Consider the following 17550-nt stretch of genomic DNA (forward strand, 5'->3'; position numbering starts at 1 on the left):
GGTTAAGAAAGGATCTTTCAAGTGAAATATCGTTTATTAGGCAAAACCGGCTACAAAGTGAGTGAAGTTTCCCTTGGCACTTGGCAATTAGGCGGCAAGTGGGGTGCGCCGTTTGATGCCAAGGTTGCGCGCGAAACTTTGGAAGAAGCTTATGCTCATGGCGTCAACTTTTTTGATACTGCCGATGGTTATCAAGGCGGTGAAAGCGAAAAAATGGTCGGCGCTTTTGTCAAACAGCATCCCGACGTTCATTTCACGACCAAAATCGGCCGTAAAGAAGAACCGTTGACTGCCGAGCATTTTGATCCTGATCATGTACGCCGCTATGTCGATGAATCATTACAAAATATGGGCTTGGACAGTCTGGACATTGTCTTGTTGCACTGCCCGCCAATGCAGGTCTATTACCAACCCGCAACGTTCTTTGCACTGGATGCCTTGCAAAAAGCCGGCAAGATCAAGCATTACGGTGTCAGCATCGAGCGCGCCGAGGAAGGTATTAAGGCTTTGGATTATGACACGGCTGTCGTTGAAGTGATCTTCAACATGTTCCGCTTGCGCCCTGCCGAAACCTTCTTCCCGCTTGCTAAGCAGCATGATGTTGGCATTCTCGCTCGCGTCCCATTAGCAAGCGGCTTACTAACCGGCAAGTTCGATGAAAACACCAAATTTGCCCCGACAGATCAACGAGCCAACAATCGCCACGGCGAGCACTTCAGCAAAGGTGAAACTTTCTCTGGCGTCGATTATTTGACCGGCGTTAAAGCTGCCCGTGAACTTAAGGAACGACTTGGCTCCGATAATCTCGCCGCAACCGCATTGCGTTTTATCTTAATGTATGATGCTGTTTCAGCCGTCATCCCGGGCGCCAGCAACCCTACCCAAATCGAACGCAACACCGATGCTGCGGACGTGCCGCCACTGACGCCTGAACAGATGGCAGTGGTCAAAGATGTGTATGATCGCCTCATCAAAAATCCAGTTGGATACGAATGGTAACAGCTTCATCACTGTTGTCAAAAGCTGCCGCTCACCGATTTATATTGATGTAAGGGTACATTTACACGCCACCCAAGTGTGATCAAGGCCAGCTCACATGTTAGCTAGGTGGCATCAGGATTTATGCACCACTCATCGCTGCCGGCAGCTTTCTTTGGCAACAGCGCTGTTGCGACATAACGATTTGTTTCATTGCTGACAAATCAAATCATTCAAGCAATCAACGCAACAACCCCCACTTTGCCAGGCAAAGTGGGGGTTGTTTGTGTGCTTCGGATGACTAGAGGCTCAATCGCTTTTCCGCCACCGCGAATCCATAATCAGACGCGCGGTAAATAAGCCCAGTGGCAAAAACATGATAATCAGCGCCGCGCGGGTCATCCACTCCGCGCCAACCCCGATGTTGTTAAGACCGATATTATACACAGCCCGATAAATATAAAGGCCCGGAACCATGATCACAATTGATGGCACGGTCAGCGAAATTCGCGGATAGCCGTCAACCCGGTTGATCGCCGAGGCAATCAAACCAGCCACCAAGGCACCGATAAACGCTGCCGCAGCTGGCGGAATCGTATTTAAATCCACTAGTTCAAGCCGCAACGTGTTGGCGACGGCTCCGATCAAACCAGCCTGAACTGCCATGCGCCGCGGGCTGTTGAACATCACGGAGAAACCGAAAACCCCACAAAAACTGGCGATGAGTCGGAAAACCAGTAAAAGTGCCGGATTAAGGCCTAAATCGGCAAAATTCTCTGGGCGCAAGTGCACCACCATGGCCACTAACCACCCAACCAATGAAGCGACAATCGTGATCATCAAGGCATATAACAGCCGCTCCATGCCTGAGCGCATATCCTGCTTGGAAATATCCAACATACTGGTGATGAATGGAAAGCCTGGAATGACGAATAACATGGCACCGATATAGCCAGCCTCATGCCGTGCAGCAATTCCCAAGCTCATTTCCAGGCCTCGGAAAACAAGAAAGTAAACCAGACAGGCACCCGCAACACTGACCCCGATGCACGCCAACAACGTCCAATTGCGCCGAATCATGATCCCACGCAGCCAGTTACCGATACCCGCACCGACAAAACAACAAATCATCTCAATCGGACCGCCACCAAGCAGGAAAACGAAGGCACAGCAGGCCAATGCCGCAGCAAGACCTGCACGAAGCGGATCATAGTTGCCGGACATTTTCTGAATCTGATCAAGCCGGTGATGAATATCTCGTACCGTCTCTTTGGCATACTGCGCATCAAACTCGCGCACAAATCGTTCTAGCGCATCCAACTTGTCCGTATTCACACCACTTTGCGGCAACGACAGCACTTCGGAATAAGCGTGGTTATTGCTGAAACAGGTATACGACAATGAAATTAACCCAATATCAGCCGAACACGACATCCGCAAGGCTCGCGCCACCGTGTTCATGGCTTCCCGAACCCGCCACGCTCCCGTGCCGCACGCTAGCAACATAATGCCAACTCGGCCAACAAGTGATGCCCGTTCTTCAAGCGTTGCATGATCCGCCTGACGTTCTTCGCTAACGATGACGTCATACCAAGGAATCTGCATATGGTGTTTTTCTGAAAGCGGTGGATTCCCCTGCGCCGCCTGATGACTTTTTGACGTCATAACTTGTGCCAATCCTTCTTCTTATAGGAATATTCGTTTTGAAAAATGAAAAGAAACATTCACTATTTTAGCACAACTTTTGCTGGCTTATTTTAAAAATATCGCCGCACTTGTTACTGGCGATTGAACATTTTATCAACAAAATACTGCCAATACGTCTTTGTGCCGGTAATAACGGTTGCTTCTCCAGCGATGCCATAGTAGAGCGACTGTTGATGTGTTTTAGACAAGTGCACCCTAGCCTGGGCTTTAAAGTAGTTGCCGGTTTTGGGATTCACGGTCGGTGCAACGTCAACTGCATAAATCCGGCCGGTTATCGTCATAGGCGTCGGTACGTTCCGAGCGATTCGTAAGCGCACATTTTGGCCACGTTTTAGGCTCATGACCTCGGCCGGCGAAATTGCCAGTTTCAAATCAGCTTCTTTTTGCTTAGCCAAGTCCGGTAAAATCTGGGCTAAGACAGTGCCGGTCGGAATGTACTTGTTGCCACTTAAAGACGCTTCAAGGTGCAGAATACCGCTGACTGGTGCCTTGACTTGATAATTGTTGCGCTGATCTTTAAGTGCCGTGAGTTTTGCCTCACCTTCTTGAGTGGCTTGTTGCACTTTCAGCTGCTCTGCCGCGATGGTTTGCTGCATTTTATTTTGTAAAGAAGCCAACTTCGCCTCATTCTGACTCGTCTGTTGTGCAGACAGATCGGCTTGCTTTTGGTTGGCGCGTTGGGTTTTCAGTGCAGCAAGCGCCTCTTTTTCACTTGTCAGCAGATTTTGCAGCTGTGACTGGTATTGACCCTTTAAGTTGGCAAGATTAGCCGACTCCGTGTTTTCCGCTTCGGCTTGATATTGCCCATAAAGATAACTGTAAGCATGATCGGCTTTTAGCGGCTGATCGGTTCGGATGGCGTTTTGAGCTTCGCGAATCGCTGCTATTTTATCCTCGCTGGCTTGCATACTAGTCCGTAACAATTGATCAATTTCTTTGTTCTTGGCATTCGCCACGTTTTGAGTCGCATTCACGGCCTCCGACTCTAGTTCATAAACTCGGCGCTGATTGAGATAGTCGCGCACTTGTTGTTGATAGCCGAACTTGTCGGCACTGTTAAAAAGATCCTTATTGGCCGCAATACTCCGGCTGAGTGTGTCCAATTGGGCTTTTTGATCTTTTAACGTGGCCAACTGTTGGTTCAACACCTTTAATTGTGCAGGATTGGCTACGTCGTGATACACCAGCAGCGTCTCGCCTTTTTTGACCCGCTTGCCTTCCTTCATATGATTCGTCACAATCCGATTCGCCGCTGTCCCCTGAATGGTCACGGCCGTTTTAACTGGGGCAATTTCCGCCGCCGTTGTCACGGTCACTTCGCGTTTAGCAAAAATGAAAAAGAGCAACAGGCCTATAAACAGAATCGCTGTCGGCAAGATAATCATGGTCGAAAAATTGCGGTAACGATGGTTATAAAACTCGGTGGTCTCTAGTTTCTTAAGATCAATCATCGTCAACCTCCTTATTCACTCACCAACCGCGCATAATATCCCTGCTTCGCCAGCAGTTCGGCATGATTGCCCTGCTCAACAATTTCTCCATGATCCATCACCACAATCTGTTCGGTTTTAGCCGCGATGGTGAGTCGGTGGGCGACAAAAATAATCGTTCGATCCTTCATTGCCAACAACCGATCCACAATCCGCCGCTCCGTAATGGTATCCAAACTGCTAGTCGACTCATCAAAAATCAGCACTTTGGCCGGCGACAACAACGCCCGCGCAATCGCCAAGCGCTGCTTCTGCCCGCCTGATAAAATACTCCCGCTTTCCGTGAGCTTGGTCTGCCACATTTGCGGCAAATTCATGATATCCGTGGCAATTTCCGCAACGGCACATGCGTCTTCGAGTTGCGCCTGCGTCAAATCGGCACGACTGCCTAACGTTAAGTTTTCCATCACCGATCCGGAAAAAATAAACGGCTCTTGCGGCACATACTCGATATATTGCCACAGCGTCGTGAGCGCCACATCATTGATCTGCGCGCCATTAAAGGTGATTTTTCCCCTGCCTGTTTCGATCGGGTAAAAACCGACCAATAATTTGGCCAAAGTTGATTTACCCGAGCCACTCATGCCGACAATCGTGTATTTGGCATTTGCGGGCACCTCAAGATGGACATGCTTTAAAATGTCCTGCCCAAACCCATACTTAAAGGAAACATCATCCACGTTGATGGCACCATCGATCAGGCGGCGATCGGTCAGATGGCGCTGTTCTTTAAACTCAGATTCAACCAGATAAACCTCATTCAGCCGATTATTCGCCACCTTGGCCATTTGCAATTTAGGTTGCAAGTTAATGATGCTTTCTAACGGATTGGTGAAGTACGACAGCAACGCATTGAACGTCAGCATCTGCCCCAAGCTCATCTTGTTAGCCATCACCAGACTCGCTCCAATCCACAACACCACCACATTCAAGACGAGCTTCAGCAACCCTTTGATAGCTTGTTGAAGCTGGTCGGCTTTCGTGTAATTGAATGACTTTTTTAAATACGTGACGAATTCACGGTCAACCCGCTCATAACTGACCTTTTCACCTGTCAGCGACTTAATGGTCTCAATACCGTTCAGATCCTCAATAATCGATGAGCTCAAAATGGCATTGCTTTCCATTGTCTCTTGATTCAGCCGATTGAAAGGACGTTGAAACGCGAAAACAATCACCAAGTAACAAGGCACCGCAATTAAGGACACCAGGAACAATGTAGTATTTTGAATGCCCAGAACAATGCCTAAAATAAGCACGATCCAAACGTCAAGAAACAGGGTCATAATCGTATTCGCCAAGGCATCGATAATTTTATTGGCATCCGAAAACCGCGACACAATCTCCCCGGTTCGACGTGTTGCAAAAAAAGACATAGGTAATTCATACAGATGCCGAACGTAACCCAAAATAACGTCAATCGACAACCGCTGGCCCAGCACCGCCATCAAAAAGTTCTGACCATACGTCAAAACAGATTGAAGGATGTAAGCGAGAATCAGCCCACTGGCGATCATCCCTAACGTCGTCCGCATGGCACTTGGAATGTAGGTATCAATGATCGATTGCAGAAAATACGACCCAACAATGCTAATCACCGTGATCAACAAAGCCGCCACAATAATATTGGCAATGATCACTTTTTGCCGCGCGAGCAACGGCACGAAGGCAAACAAACTGCCTTTGTCCTCTTTGCGCGGTTGATATTGCGGTTCAGGAGCAATAAAGATAGCCACCCCCGACCACTCCTTGGCAAACTCCTCTTTTGAAAGCCAGGTCATTGCGACTGAAGGGTCAGGATCACCAATTAAGATATGATCCTTCGTTGCCTTAAACACGACATAATAATGCAACAGCTCGCCACGCTTCAAAACATGTACCAAGATCGGATATGAAACATCATCTAAATTAAACAACGTCATATCCGCCTTAACTGCCTTGGTTTCAAAATGAAGTTCCTGGGCAGCCCGAACAATGCCTAACGCCGTCGTTCCTTCCTGATCGGTCTTCGCTAATTGCCGTAAATGGGCGAGCGAATAGTCGGACCCATGAAACTTCAGCAACATATTAAGCGCCGCAACGCCGCAATCACGCTCATCCACCTGAGGCGTGTAATGACGTTTGTAGTATGTTGCTTGGCCTAGTTTGAATTTGTATTTGAACATCCACGGCCTCCTCTTATTGGATTTCAGATTGTAAAGACTGCCACGTCAACAGTTCGCAGAGAGATGCGACAAGTTTGCTCGGAGCTTACCCTTTTATCATAGTTGTTAAGGTTAAGCATATTAACTGCCACGAAAACAAATTTATGGTAATATGACTCTGCTGAGAACCAATAGCATCTTAAAATAGAGAATTTAATATTAAATAAAAATCACAATTTACTTTTTATTTAATAAAAGTGGCTTATCCGCTGCTTCATTCATGCATCCTTGACGAAGATATCAGGCCCAAAAGCAGGTCTCTTTCCTGCACGCCTTAATGTTTTCCTCGAAAAAGACCAGCAATCCAACTTTTTAAATCCTCAAACGGCTGACTCGAGACACGATTGGTGCCTCCGCGCACTTGCGAAAGGTTGTAATCGGACATGGTTGTCTCCTTCTGAATACTCTTTTGGTCAGTCATGGTAAGTTCCTCCTAGACAGTTTATTTTGATACCATCAGCCTAGCATGAATGGCACAGCTGTTGTTAAACAAAAAATTAACGTCGTGTTTTGGCCAATTAACGTCGTGTTATGACACGAATGCAAAAAATAAATTGGCCTATTCTCAAGGAAATGGGTGTTTTTATTATGGTCAGTCTTCCCGGTCATATATACTTTTTTATAAATTGGCCAGTCTTCATTTTTGGCATTGGGTTTCTTTCGTATATCTTCTTTTGCCGTATCCGTCCGCTTCACGTTGCTTTATGGTCAATTACTGGAACGACGCTTTCGTTGTTTTTTCTAACTTATGGAGAAATCAGTTTCTGCTTAATTTATGCATGGTATATATCCAAAACGAACCAAAGTTCTGACAAATTCTGGGTCTTTATCTTTATGGAAGTTAATCTCATCATCATCACGATTCAAACCTGTGTCATAAGAACTTTCGCTGCGGCAGGTATAAAACACCTAATTTTAATCAGTGTGGTTACCACACTGATTCTAACTGCAATATTAGCAGTGATTGTGATATGGCTCTTAGTAAAGAAACAAACGCAACTTGACCAGCTACGAATGCTCATCAGGGAGCAAAACCATCTCCAGAAATCAGTTATTCTCTATACAGGTGCCACATGCGTTTCGTTGTACTGCTTTGAGGCGATATCTAATTTAGTCAACATCGGCATCATGTTGGACTTGCTTATTCTCGGTATCTTTACGCTGTCAATTATCATCAACTTATATTCACTTTTCTTGATTTTGAAGTCGTTCAGTTACTATGTTGAACTCACCTGGATCAAACGCGCCGAGGCTTCTCAGCGGGCGTATTACACCACCTTGAGCCAACAACAAAAAAACACGAATAAGCTTCTACACGATTACAAAAATTTGTTAGCCTCGCTTCAACTGTCTCTGCAGCAATCCTCTTCAACCATCTCTCCGGATACCCAAGCCATCCTCTCCCGAGCCCAAGCATCGCTGAATCAGGCAGAATTAGGCAAAAGTTCCTTTACATCAATTAAAAGTGCTCCATTGAAAAGCCTCCTTTATTTAAAATGGGCTGAGTCAATGAACCACAATGTCATCATGAATGTCCAAACAGAGAGAATCATTCAACCGCTAGAAAGTGGCCTTGGTTTTGCCATTATCAGGGCGCTTGGCATTTTGATCGACAATGCTCTAGAGGAAACGGTCAGAATTAAACATCATCGCTTCAACGTCACGTTAATTGCCTTGGAGCAAGGTCTAGAAGTCAGCGTCATAAACGATGTCGATCCTGATTTTAATCTGGCAAATCTCGAAAAGAAGGACTTTACGACTAAGGGCGACGGACATGGCAATGGCTTGTCCATCATCAATGAGCTCATGCAACAAAACAAAAATATCCTTATCAGAAAATCTGTTATTAACCAACAGCTGAAAATCACTTTATTCATAGGGGATTCATGATATGACCACCAACCGTACAACCTTAAAAATCTTCATCTTGGAAGACGATGCTACCTTCCTGAGGTTCATCGAAAAGACACTAAACAACTACATCATGATTGAAGAATTGCATGCCGAAATTAAAATTGCTACACAATCTGCTACAGATCTGTTAAACGCCATTGATTTGCAGCAAATTAATGACAGCTTCTTTCTGCTGGACATTGATATTCCCGGATCCTCTATCAATGGTATTGATATTGCCAACATTGTCCGGAAACATTCCCTATATGCAGACATCATGTTCATTACCAGCCACACCGAACAAGCACTGGCCATTCTATCCCAGAAGATTCTGCCTTTAGACTTAGTGGATAAAAGTGTGCCTGCAGAAGTTGAAACGCGGCTGCGTACCAATCTTGTTCAAGGGATAAAGCGATTACGGTCACGTCAACTCGAATCTCCACGGCTATTCAGCTACCAGATTGGAGCCAATCTCTTTTCACTTCCGCTAGACGACGTGCTGTACATTCAAACCGTGCTTGGTACACCTAGCACGCTCGAATTGCACGCCAAACATGAAACCACGACTTTCCCGGGAAACTTAAAAGAAGTTGCAAGTCGATATCCAACCTTATTTCGCTGCCATCGAAGTTTCCTACTTAACCCCCTTCACGTTCACAAATTGAACGCAACTGGTCGATTCGTTTACATGGATAATCAGGATAAACTTGAAGTCAGTATTCGTAAGGTTTCAGCTTTACGTAGACTCATGGCCGCGGCTAATCGTTCACATGCTGAAGATAACAATCTGGCGGATGACGCTTAGGCGTGACGTTTATTAATCTTCTGAGACAAGTAACTCTTTATGATTTAGCTTGAAGGTTTCCAGAAAAAAGCTCTCGAAATTTTCTCCTGTCTAAAACACCTTTTATGCGCATTGCTTGTAATATCATTTTCGAAACAGTCAAAAATAAACGTTGCAAAATCGGCTTTTTTCGTTGGATTTTGGTTCTTTCCGCCAAAAACACTACGAAAAACTCGAAATTACCGACGTTTAAATTTAATTGCCCACGGGCACTCGAACCTATCATATATTGTGTTTAGGGAGCTAGCACCCTAAAAGTTTAAAATATACCGGCTGTAAATCAGTCGGAGAAAATGGAGGGAGCGCCACATAAACTACTGGTTTTTCAATTAAGAATGAACCGCAACTTCGTAACCATGAAAGTACATGAGAAAAGATTTAAAGGAGAGGTTTTTATATGAAAAAAACATTATTATTCGCAACGATCACTTTCATATGCTTAACGAGTGCACCAATCGTTTCCGTAAGTGCCTCCGAGGCGGGAACAAGTGCGTCCGCACATCATATTGTGAAAAGAGATCAGATGACAGATGGCGTGGATTATTCGCCAGGTATCAGACCCCTTGGCAAGGGTGGACAAAAGTGTGGCCTAGGAATCTTGGGAGGACTTGCATCTATTCCCGGAAACCCTCTCGGATGGATAGTAGGAGGAATCTCTGCAATCGACGGTTGCAGAAGTTAACAAAAACGGCTGCGAGAGCTTACACGTTAACCGTTGCTCATCTTTTGTAGCAATATCAGAAAGAGCGTAGATCATATTTGGTCGTTTAAAACAACTTAAGCATTTTCTGATCGGAGTCGCGATTTTGGGTACTCGTAATTTTTTCAATATGCTCATGGATCGCGTTCTATACCGAAGCTCTCACGCTCTGGGAGACCGCTTGCCACGGCATTTGCGACAAACAAGAAAGTAAATCAGTAAAAAGCTTAAAAACGAAAATAATGCAAGGTTGTGACAGTTTCGACACTGGCATAACCTTGCATTATTTTTTCGTCAATTCGTTATTTGGTTAGCTGTTTACTCATTAAGCGATCTGATGCGATCTTTACTGGTTTTTTCAACTAACTCTGTCACTTGTCCAGCATCCCCGTCTATTTCTTGCTACGAATAGTAAGAAAAACTTCTATTATACAAAAAATCATTAACACAATATTGAGTGATCTTGAGGATGGAGCAGTGGCTGTTACAAAATTGAACGTACAAATAAGGCCAAGAAAAACAAATAATCCAAGTTGATATTTTTGTTGGGTTGTCATGTTTGCTCTCCTAATTGTCTTTCGCATTTTTGGGGAAGGGATGTTTTCTAGTTGCATGAACTAAATGCCGCGTTGTTTGGCAGTATATCTTAGTGGATGGTACTTTTGGGAGCTAAATTGCCAGACCCGCGATCACTTTGTAATTGATTTAAAACAGTACGGTCTCTCGTCTTATTATGAACGAACTTGTTCCACGTGATACTAGAAAATCAGTTAGATTCGCCATCACCACCAACGTGTAAACAGGCACTACTACAGTTTCTGCTGTCATGGCATTGACACGATTCGAGCTCTATTTTACAACGCCCGCGATATAATGCGCATAATCAGTCCATCGCGGCGAATGCAAAAAAGGGCCCCGAAATTTCTTCCATTTCAAAAAATTTAGGGGCCCTTAGAAAGTTTATTGATTCAAGGCGCTTCTTGATACTGGATGACGATACTGGATCACGTGCTATCGACAAGTCAAACAATAGCGGAGGAATTAATGCTAAGAAACACCAACATCAATTCATTCACTTGCAATCCAGCTGTAGTTGCCCAATTGTTTATACTCGAAGACGCAATCCCAAAGGTCTTTTTCTGCTTCACTAAACGAAATGCTATCAGAAAACTTTACGACGGGCGCATGGTTAAAGAAATATTGAAGTTTGTTAGGGAAAGCAAGTCCACTGCTTTTTTTCAGCACTTCTAATTCCTGGCTAACAAACCTTGCCGTTTCTGAATGAGTGTGATGCCTATTCAACTCAATGCTTAGCTTCTCCATAGTTCCAATTAGCCTATCCTTAGATACCATTTTTTCCTCTCCTGCTATCACTTTGTTCGTATCATCTTTAAAACCGTCTTCTGGTCAAAGAATCCTAGATTCCCACCATGACTCTCGCCCAAATTGCTCAGATACTTTTAGCGGACTCTATCGAGCGTTTGCAATAATTCGCATAACATTTTGATCTTTTTGCGAGAAATTAGGTTTGACAAGTCCAACGACCCATCCGACTTAACACGCACCTTTTCATGAAAAAGTCCGGCTGTCATCTCGTTCACTTGCCAGTCAGTTAATTTCATTCGCATTTGAATCGACTGGATTTCGATAATGCATTTCTTCATTTTACATGTAAGATAAAGTGCGTAACCAACATCCAGGAAAGAAAAGAATAAAACAGCAATCGCTACTCCTGTCACTAACAAAATATCCGTCATTTTTCGAAACCACCACTACTAAAAATCAACGCAAGCATTTGAAGCTAAGACAAGCACAACTTCTCAGTTCATCTTACGCACCATCAGTTAACGTGTTTTTGCAATTAACCATTGATCAAACTGAGATTGATCGTTGCAAAGAGCAATGAACTTCCTGCAGAAATGGAGGCTCTGAGGACCCATTCTTTCTTCGACGGTCTCAGTTCTTGGAGCGTACGTGCTTTGATGCGCTTTACAATGCCGCACTCATAATTTCCAAATAAGAATACCCACATCCACAATCCTGGAATCAACCCATAATTTGACCAAGACCCGTTTAATGTTCCCACAAAAGTCGCTACTGGGATTGCAAGAGTAACCGCCTTTAGCGCAGAATAAAAATGATATGGCATTCCCAGCTCATGATTTGCACGAAAGCCTTCGCGAAACACATTGTATCTTCCTCTCATTTCATCCTTCTGAATGGCATTCACAGATGATCGCCGTACGATTTCTACTAAGTCCTTCCAAGCCTTGTTGCATATAAACATATTTTTAAATGTGATCATTCCTTGTTGTTTCGTTGACGTTCATACTCCCATGTCATTGTGAATAGTTTTCGCAAAAAATCATACGAATTGGCTAGGATTGCAACAAGAATAATCGCAAATATCTGCCAACTTTCGCTATCACAGATTATCCACAGTAGTATGAACAAACAAAGCTGGACTATCCACATAGAAGGCGGTTGTTTTAGTCGCTTATGATCAAACACAGCCGTTTTTCCCATATAAGTGAATTCGCTCCCGATGCCGCCTATAACTATTCCTGCGACAGTGTCACCAAAACCAAAGAGAGACCCGATAGATGCACCGGAGAGGAATCTAATAGCTCCTTCTTTTGCAGCCCCAAAGCCACATTTTCCTAAAATGGCTACCCCTTTTGTCTCTCTTCATAACCCCATCCTGAACTCGTTACGGCCTCTCCCAGCCTTTTTTAAACCCATCAATCAGCTGGTCAGCATGATTAAACGCATCTGTCGCCAGAATGCCTAGAATCGTTGCTACCGGAATCACGATAGGGGCGAAACCGCCATTAATCTGGCAAAGTTCGGAGTCTTTTAAGTTAGTCATCACGCTCATCCTTTCTTTTGACTAGCCTTACGCCAGCCTTCCCTTCCGTTTGAGTTCATTGATCATATCGATGCCATAGCTCATTGCAGGTGATAAATAACCTCCTTGAGCCCAGTTCCTGGCAATCGCGCCAAGTCCCATGCCAATGTAAGTCCAGAAATTATCAGTGCTGCCACCACTGATTCGTTCTAGGTGGCTATCATCCAACGTCACGAATTGTTGCATGGTGTTTCCTCCGTTTCTTCGACTTGTTCACAGCCGATATATTTAAACTTTTAGGGTGCTAGCTTCCCTAAACACAATATACGATAGGTTTGAGTTCATCTGATCAATTAATTTTAAACGTCGGTATTTTCAGTTTTTTCGCAGTGGTTTTAACCAAACAAACCAAAATCCAACGAAAAAAGCCGATTTTGCTACGTTAATTTTTGAATCCATTAGCTTCATCCGTCCCCGGAGAACTTAAAAAAGCAGCAATTAATTTCAGCAAGTCCCTTTGCCGGTTGCTGAAATTAATTGCCGCTTTCGTAAATATGTTGTTGATATCATGTGTGCCGCGTCAAGGTACTTCAAAAATTGATGAAAAAAACGAGGTTGCTGGAAAAGTAGTCTTTCTTCAGCTAGGTGTTATAAACGAATCCGGAAAAATCTGATTCTGTGTCAGATCTTTCCGGATTTTTGTCCTTTAAAGGGGACTTTTACCCCTTACTTTTTTTCCATTAGTTTCATGATTCGCTCCATATTGGCATAAAAGAGCGTTATGGCTTCGATGTTATTCGACCAGCTTTGTCGATAGCCATGTTTGGTTTTGAGTTCGGCATTCTTTGCTTCAATTCGATACCGCAACTTGGCGGTCTCTTGAAAGACTTGGGTTGCCTGGAAGATCAGCCGCTCTTGATGCTCTTGGGATTTAATCGAAACACTGTAAGTTTTTGTTTTTGTGCCGGGCTTATAACAGCCTTGGCGTTGCGGACATACTTGACAGTTGTTCACATCAAAAAAGTAGGTCCGTACCTGATTAGCGCCTCGGTTTTTCTTCCCTGTTCGTCCAACCCGTGTCGCCATAAAACCGGCGGGACAAACGAACATGCCCGCGTCTTTATTGAAATCCCACGTCTGCTCTGGTGTTCTGGTGCCATTTGAAATGATCGGATGAAGCTTTGAATATAAAAAGAAGCTTCCCGGTTGGGGGAAGCTTCTTTAATCTCTAACTTGTCATCCATTGTAACCGAAGTAACCGCCAATACCGGCGCCAAGCGCCATTCCACCGATCATTCCCCAAGGACCGAGATTCTTACCGAACCTAGCTCCGGTCGCTGCTCCATTTAGAGCTCCGTTTACTGCATTACCCCAAGCGTTGCCACCAGACACAACGCTCAATTCGTCTTCCGTAACAGTGTTAAAACGATCGGAAACAGTGTTCATAAATAAAACCTCCTGATTTAAAATCCGCCAGTAAATCCAGTTACAGCCGTCCATAGGATGGGACCGTAATGAGCACCTAGGAAAGCGCCAGCAGGGCCACCTACGACGGCACCTAACGCGGCACCACCAGCAGCAGCACCTGCAACACCAGAAACATTCTGCTGCCATGTATTACGTCCACCTACAGCGTCAGTAAGTTCGGAATCCATGATTGTAGGGAATTTATTTGCTATAATAATCAAAATCACACCTCCTAGTGAGAGTAGAACGAGAGGTAAACTGAATGAGAACTATAATGAATTATGTAACTATTGCGATTTCCTTGGCAGGGTTCATCCTTGCAATGACATATTCAGTCAAAACGTATAAGGACAAAAAGCATGCTGGCATTTATATCAACTTTTTGCTTATATTTTCCGGTCTAATTGCAGCCATCAATTTCGATGCTAACAACACTGTTAGCATCGGTGGAATTGGTCTCACCCTGTCTGTTGCATGCGTGTTACTCTGCATGCACACACTTTACAAAAGCAATAGTTAACCTGAATAATTCATACAACTACAAAAAGACGGTGCAACTTCACGACTGGCATGAAGTTGCGCCGTCTGTGTTTTTCACCCACTGAGTACGGTCTCGTGGTATTGTAGATTCGACTAGGAAATAAACAAACGGGAGACCTAACACAATGTATACTCTATCTGCTGTACAACTTCAATGCAATCCTAATATCCAACTTACTTGTGATGGCGGTCAACTCACCAATGATGCCGGCTTGTCCCTGCTGATCGATTTTTGCCATCGACTTCATCTCGACCAACTGTTGCGCCAAACGGTTCATTTTGTCGATCAACGCAAGTGCTTCACTGCCAGTTACGCCGATATTTGTTTTCAAAAAATCTTGCTTAGCATGGCCGGTTATCATCACAATGTTCATGCCAATGATTTTCAACGTGATCCGGCACTGACAGCGATCCTAGGTAAACAAAACCTTGTCTCGCAACCATCAATTTCTCGTTTTTTGCCATGATCACACCGGAAAATCTCGATGAGTTGCGCGAGATGCTTTGGCAGGTAGCGGTTAAGGCCTTTCAGCTCACTGGGCAGCGCCAGTTTGTTTTGGCCATTGATTCGACCCACTTAGATACCTATGGCCATCAAGAAGCGACCGCGTTTAATGCGCATTATATGGCGAAGGGTTATCATCCGCAGGTCGCCTTTGACAATACCAGCAGTATCTTGCTTGATGCGTGCGTGCGCCCGGGAAATACCTATACTGGCAAAGATGCCGATCCGTTTATTCAACGGACATTTGATCACCTTGAGGAACTGGATCCCGCCATCGAGGTCATCGTCCGTGGCGATTCAGGGTTTGCGGTTCCCACTTTTTATGAAGCCTGTACAAGTCGCAACTTTTACTTCATCGTCCGTTTAAAAGCCAACCAACGGCTCAAAAAAATGGACGACGGCGTCATTGCCTCAGTGCTGATTGATGATGAAGCGGACCAAGTCGGCTATCATCCAACGTCACGAATTGTTGCATGGCGTTTCCTCCATTTCTTCGACTTATTCACAGTCGATATATTTAAACTTTTTATGGGTGCTAGCTTTCCTAAACACAATATACGAGGTTTGAGTTCATCTGATTAATTAATTTTAAACGTCGGTATTTTTGAACTTTTCGTAGTGAATTTAACCAAAGACGACAAAATTCAACGAAAAAAGCCGATTTTGCGACGTTTATTTTTTGGCTGGATCATCTTTAGTCGCCGCCAGAGCATTAAAAGCGGTGATTAATTCGACAAGCAGGTAACGCCTTGCTGGAATTAATCGCCGCTTTCAACGAACATGCTGTTGGTATAATGCGCTGTAGCACAACAGAACCATCAGGGATTAGACACTATCGACAGCCAGATTTGCCATGGCAATAACGAGTCACTTAACTTTTTCAGGTAGGCAACTCCTATAAGTGCCTAAAAGTTAAGGAAAAATACGACTGTGTTGACAACTATGTGGGCAACAATCGATGCGCTGACATCTGTCTTACCACGATTACAGAAACTGAAAATCAAAGCCATTAAAAAATACAAGATGATGAACGGAGAAAGATAGCCATGTAGCAGGGAAAAGCCAAGCGATGACACGACCAGTCCAAAAATTGATCCGTCAAAAATCCTTTTGCTCAAAATGCCTCTAAACAAAACTTCTTCCCAAACCGGTCCACAAACACATGCGTATAACGGAATAAATGGTAGCATGTTGGGGCTAAATTGCGAACCTTGAATATTCGGAAACAGTTCAGAAAAGGCCACCTCTAGGATTAAGACGGATACACCGCCAAGCAAACCGACGAATATTTTCGAGGGTGAAGGCTTTAGATAAGACGCTGCAGCGAGATACTTATATGAAACGAACATATAAAAGAAAGTGAGCACATACCAAATAACCAAAAAGATCTGATTATTCGGACGAATAAATCCAATGAACCCCAGCGCTATTTGAGGCACCACTAGCCCAAACCATATTGGAAATCTTAAATTGCTTACTCCGCCATGAGAATCTATCCTTGGATTCAACGACACTTCCCCTTCCATAAAAAAGCGTTCGCATGTCGGCAGCCGGCATGGCGAACGCTTTTGTGGCTAAATGCATTCAAATTAGCTCTTCATTTTTCATCTTTGTATTTCCCTTCTTCTCGGCTTTAAAAATACCGTGATATAAAAATGAAGTCCAAGTAAGATGAATCCAACAATCAAGCCAAAAGTTCCTAGGTATTTGAAAAGATAAAACGGTACAATAAACATCGGAACCGCCAGTATTCGCGGAATTCCCACAGAAATGAATCTTCGCATCGAGAACAGCGCGAATGCAAAAAGCGACAGTCCGATCAAGAGCGATAACGGAGCATATAGTACACCAATAGTATTGGCAACTAACGCACAGACAAAATAAAGCAAAAATTCTGTCACAGTGACCTGTAGAAAGGCACGTTTGCTAATCGGTAATCGCCAATTCGCAAACGACCACATGCCACGCCAGTTTTTTAAATACCCGTTCAAGATTTCCATGAAAAATTCCCCAATCTAGCATTTATTCAGCAAAATATTACCGGTCAGTGACTGAACTTGGCAATTCGGCCGCTAACTCTCCTGCAAAATTGGATGAACAATTGGCAATCCGTATCTTTTCCCTGGCAAATGGACTGGTTCTATCAAGGTCTTATTCCAAAGTAGATCGTCAAATTTCGTGAACGCATTGCCGCCCACGACTTTCTCAAGTGTACGTCGTGTTAACGCATGAAATGGTTCACCGTTCAGTTTAGTCATTTAGAATCACCTTTCTCAAAATTGGAGATGTTGAAGACTAAAAGGCATTTTAACGTAATGACCTTAGTTAGTGTCTCTTAGCCATCCCAATTGTCACTTTCTATCCACTTTTATCT

General features: G+C 44.2%; 19 protein-coding genes. 5 read left to right on the forward strand and 14 right to left on the reverse strand.

Annotated elements, in window-relative coordinates; translation table 11 throughout:
• Positions 1–21 precede the first annotated feature (21 nt).
• Entirely contained in the window at positions 22–999 is a 978-nt protein-coding gene (locus tag LACSTY_RS11455; RefSeq protein ID WP_087912735.1) for an aldo/keto reductase, read from the forward strand.
• 288 nt (positions 1000–1287) lie between these two features.
• Here the strand turns inward: LACSTY_RS11455 and LACSTY_RS11460 are convergent, their stop codons facing one another.
• The 4 genes from LACSTY_RS11460 to LACSTY_RS11475 all read right to left on the reverse strand — a co-directional run bounded on the left by LACSTY_RS11460 (position 1288) and on the right by LACSTY_RS11475 (position 6800).
• Complete coding sequence (locus LACSTY_RS11460) at positions 1288–2643, reverse strand: threonine/serine exporter family protein (protein WP_087912736.1); 1356 nt, start codon at positions 2641–2643, stop codon at positions 1288–1290.
• Positions 2644–2756: 113 nt separating this feature from the next.
• Positions 2757–4136, reverse strand: coding sequence for a bacteriocin secretion accessory protein (locus tag LACSTY_RS11465; protein WP_087912737.1), 1380 nt, complete (start codon positions 4134–4136; stop codon positions 2757–2759).
• Between the two features lie 11 nt (positions 4137–4147).
• Positions 4148–6340, reverse strand: coding sequence for a peptide cleavage/export ABC transporter (locus LACSTY_RS11470; RefSeq protein ID WP_087912738.1), 2193 nt, complete (start codon positions 6338–6340; stop codon positions 4148–4150).
• A gap of 313 nt (positions 6341–6653) precedes the next feature.
• Positions 6654–6800 (reverse strand): bacteriocin-like peptide, LSEI_2386 family, encoded by a 147-nt coding sequence (locus LACSTY_RS11475; protein ID WP_191981858.1) that lies wholly within the window; start codon positions 6798–6800, stop codon positions 6654–6656.
• Positions 6801–6967: 167 nt separating this feature from the next.
• Here LACSTY_RS11475 and LACSTY_RS11480 point away from each other — a divergent pair, with 167 nt between their 5' ends.
• Together LACSTY_RS11480 and LACSTY_RS11485 are read left to right on the forward strand one after the other, a co-directional pair.
• Positions 6968–8269 carry a GHKL domain-containing protein gene (locus LACSTY_RS11480; RefSeq protein ID WP_087912739.1) on the forward strand — a complete coding sequence of 434 codons (1302 nt, stop codon included), beginning with the start codon at positions 6968–6970 and terminating at the stop codon, positions 8267–8269.
• 1 nt (position 8270) lies between these two features.
• Positions 8271–9077 (forward strand): response regulator transcription factor, encoded by an 807-nt coding sequence (locus tag LACSTY_RS11485; RefSeq protein WP_087912740.1) that lies wholly within the window; start codon positions 8271–8273, stop codon positions 9075–9077.
• A gap of 1807 nt (positions 9078–10884) precedes the next feature.
• On the opposite strand, the gene LACSTY_RS11490 is transcribed toward LACSTY_RS11485, so the two are convergent.
• The 8 genes from LACSTY_RS11490 to LACSTY_RS11520 form a co-directional block, all read right to left on the reverse strand.
• Positions 10885–11169 carry a hypothetical protein gene (locus LACSTY_RS11490; protein ID WP_087912742.1) on the reverse strand — a complete coding sequence of 95 codons (285 nt, stop codon included), beginning with the start codon at positions 11167–11169 and terminating at the stop codon, positions 10885–10887.
• Between the two features lie 107 nt (positions 11170–11276).
• A complete protein-coding gene (locus tag LACSTY_RS11495; protein ID WP_087912743.1) occupies positions 11277–11573 on the reverse strand; it encodes a hypothetical protein in 297 nt (98 codons plus the stop codon).
• Between the two features lie 104 nt (positions 11574–11677).
• A complete protein-coding gene (locus LACSTY_RS11500) occupies positions 11678–12121 on the reverse strand; it encodes a hypothetical protein (RefSeq protein WP_087912744.1) in 444 nt (147 codons plus the stop codon).
• A gap of 405 nt (positions 12122–12526) precedes the next feature.
• Positions 12527–12685: a class IIb bacteriocin, lactobin A/cerein 7B family gene (locus LACSTY_RS11505; protein WP_087912746.1), complete on the reverse strand. Its 159-nt coding sequence runs from the start codon at positions 12683–12685 to the stop codon at positions 12527–12529.
• 27 nt (positions 12686–12712) lie between these two features.
• Positions 12713–12910, reverse strand: a complete 198-nt coding sequence (locus tag LACSTY_RS11510; RefSeq protein WP_087912747.1) for a ComC/BlpC family leader-containing pheromone/bacteriocin — start codon at positions 12908–12910, stop codon at positions 12713–12715.
• A gap of 480 nt (positions 12911–13390) precedes the next feature.
• Positions 13391–13774, reverse strand: a complete 384-nt coding sequence (locus LACSTY_RS14700) for a transposase (RefSeq protein ID WP_087912748.1) — start codon at positions 13772–13774, stop codon at positions 13391–13393.
• 126 nt (positions 13775–13900) lie between these two features.
• On the reverse strand, positions 13901–14110 hold the full coding sequence (locus LACSTY_RS11515) for a Blp family class II bacteriocin (protein ID WP_087912749.1): 210 nt from the start codon (positions 14108–14110) through the stop codon (positions 13901–13903).
• 17 nt (positions 14111–14127) lie between these two features.
• Complete coding sequence (locus LACSTY_RS11520) at positions 14128–14352, reverse strand: Blp family class II bacteriocin (RefSeq protein ID WP_225362697.1); 225 nt, start codon at positions 14350–14352, stop codon at positions 14128–14130.
• Positions 14353–14796: 444 nt separating this feature from the next.
• On the opposite strand from LACSTY_RS11520, the gene LACSTY_RS14765 reads away from it, so the two are divergent.
• Positions 14797–15138 carry a transposase gene (locus tag LACSTY_RS14765; RefSeq protein WP_087912751.1) on the forward strand — a complete coding sequence of 114 codons (342 nt, stop codon included), beginning with the start codon at positions 14797–14799 and terminating at the stop codon, positions 15136–15138.
• Positions 15135–15758: a transposase gene (locus LACSTY_RS14770; protein WP_087912752.1), complete on the forward strand. Its 624-nt coding sequence runs from the start codon at positions 15135–15137 to the stop codon at positions 15756–15758. The genes LACSTY_RS14765 and LACSTY_RS14770 overlap by 4 nt, the downstream gene beginning before the upstream one ends.
• Before the next feature lie 323 nt (positions 15759–16081).
• Here LACSTY_RS14770 and LACSTY_RS11530 read toward each other — a convergent pair whose 3' ends face one another.
• Together LACSTY_RS11530 and LACSTY_RS11535 are read right to left on the reverse strand one after the other, a co-directional pair.
• Complete coding sequence (locus tag LACSTY_RS11530; RefSeq protein ID WP_087912753.1) at positions 16082–16702, reverse strand: CPBP family intramembrane glutamic endopeptidase; 621 nt, start codon at positions 16700–16702, stop codon at positions 16082–16084.
• Positions 16703–16780: 78 nt separating this feature from the next.
• Positions 16781–17176, reverse strand: a complete 396-nt coding sequence (locus tag LACSTY_RS11535) for a hypothetical protein (RefSeq protein WP_087912754.1) — start codon at positions 17174–17176, stop codon at positions 16781–16783.
• Between the last annotated feature and the right edge of the window lie 374 nt (positions 17177–17550).

Source organism: Lacticaseibacillus styriensis, from assembly GCF_030770295.1.
GTDB lineage: Bacteria > Bacillota > Bacilli > Lactobacillales > Lactobacillaceae > Lacticaseibacillus > Lacticaseibacillus casei.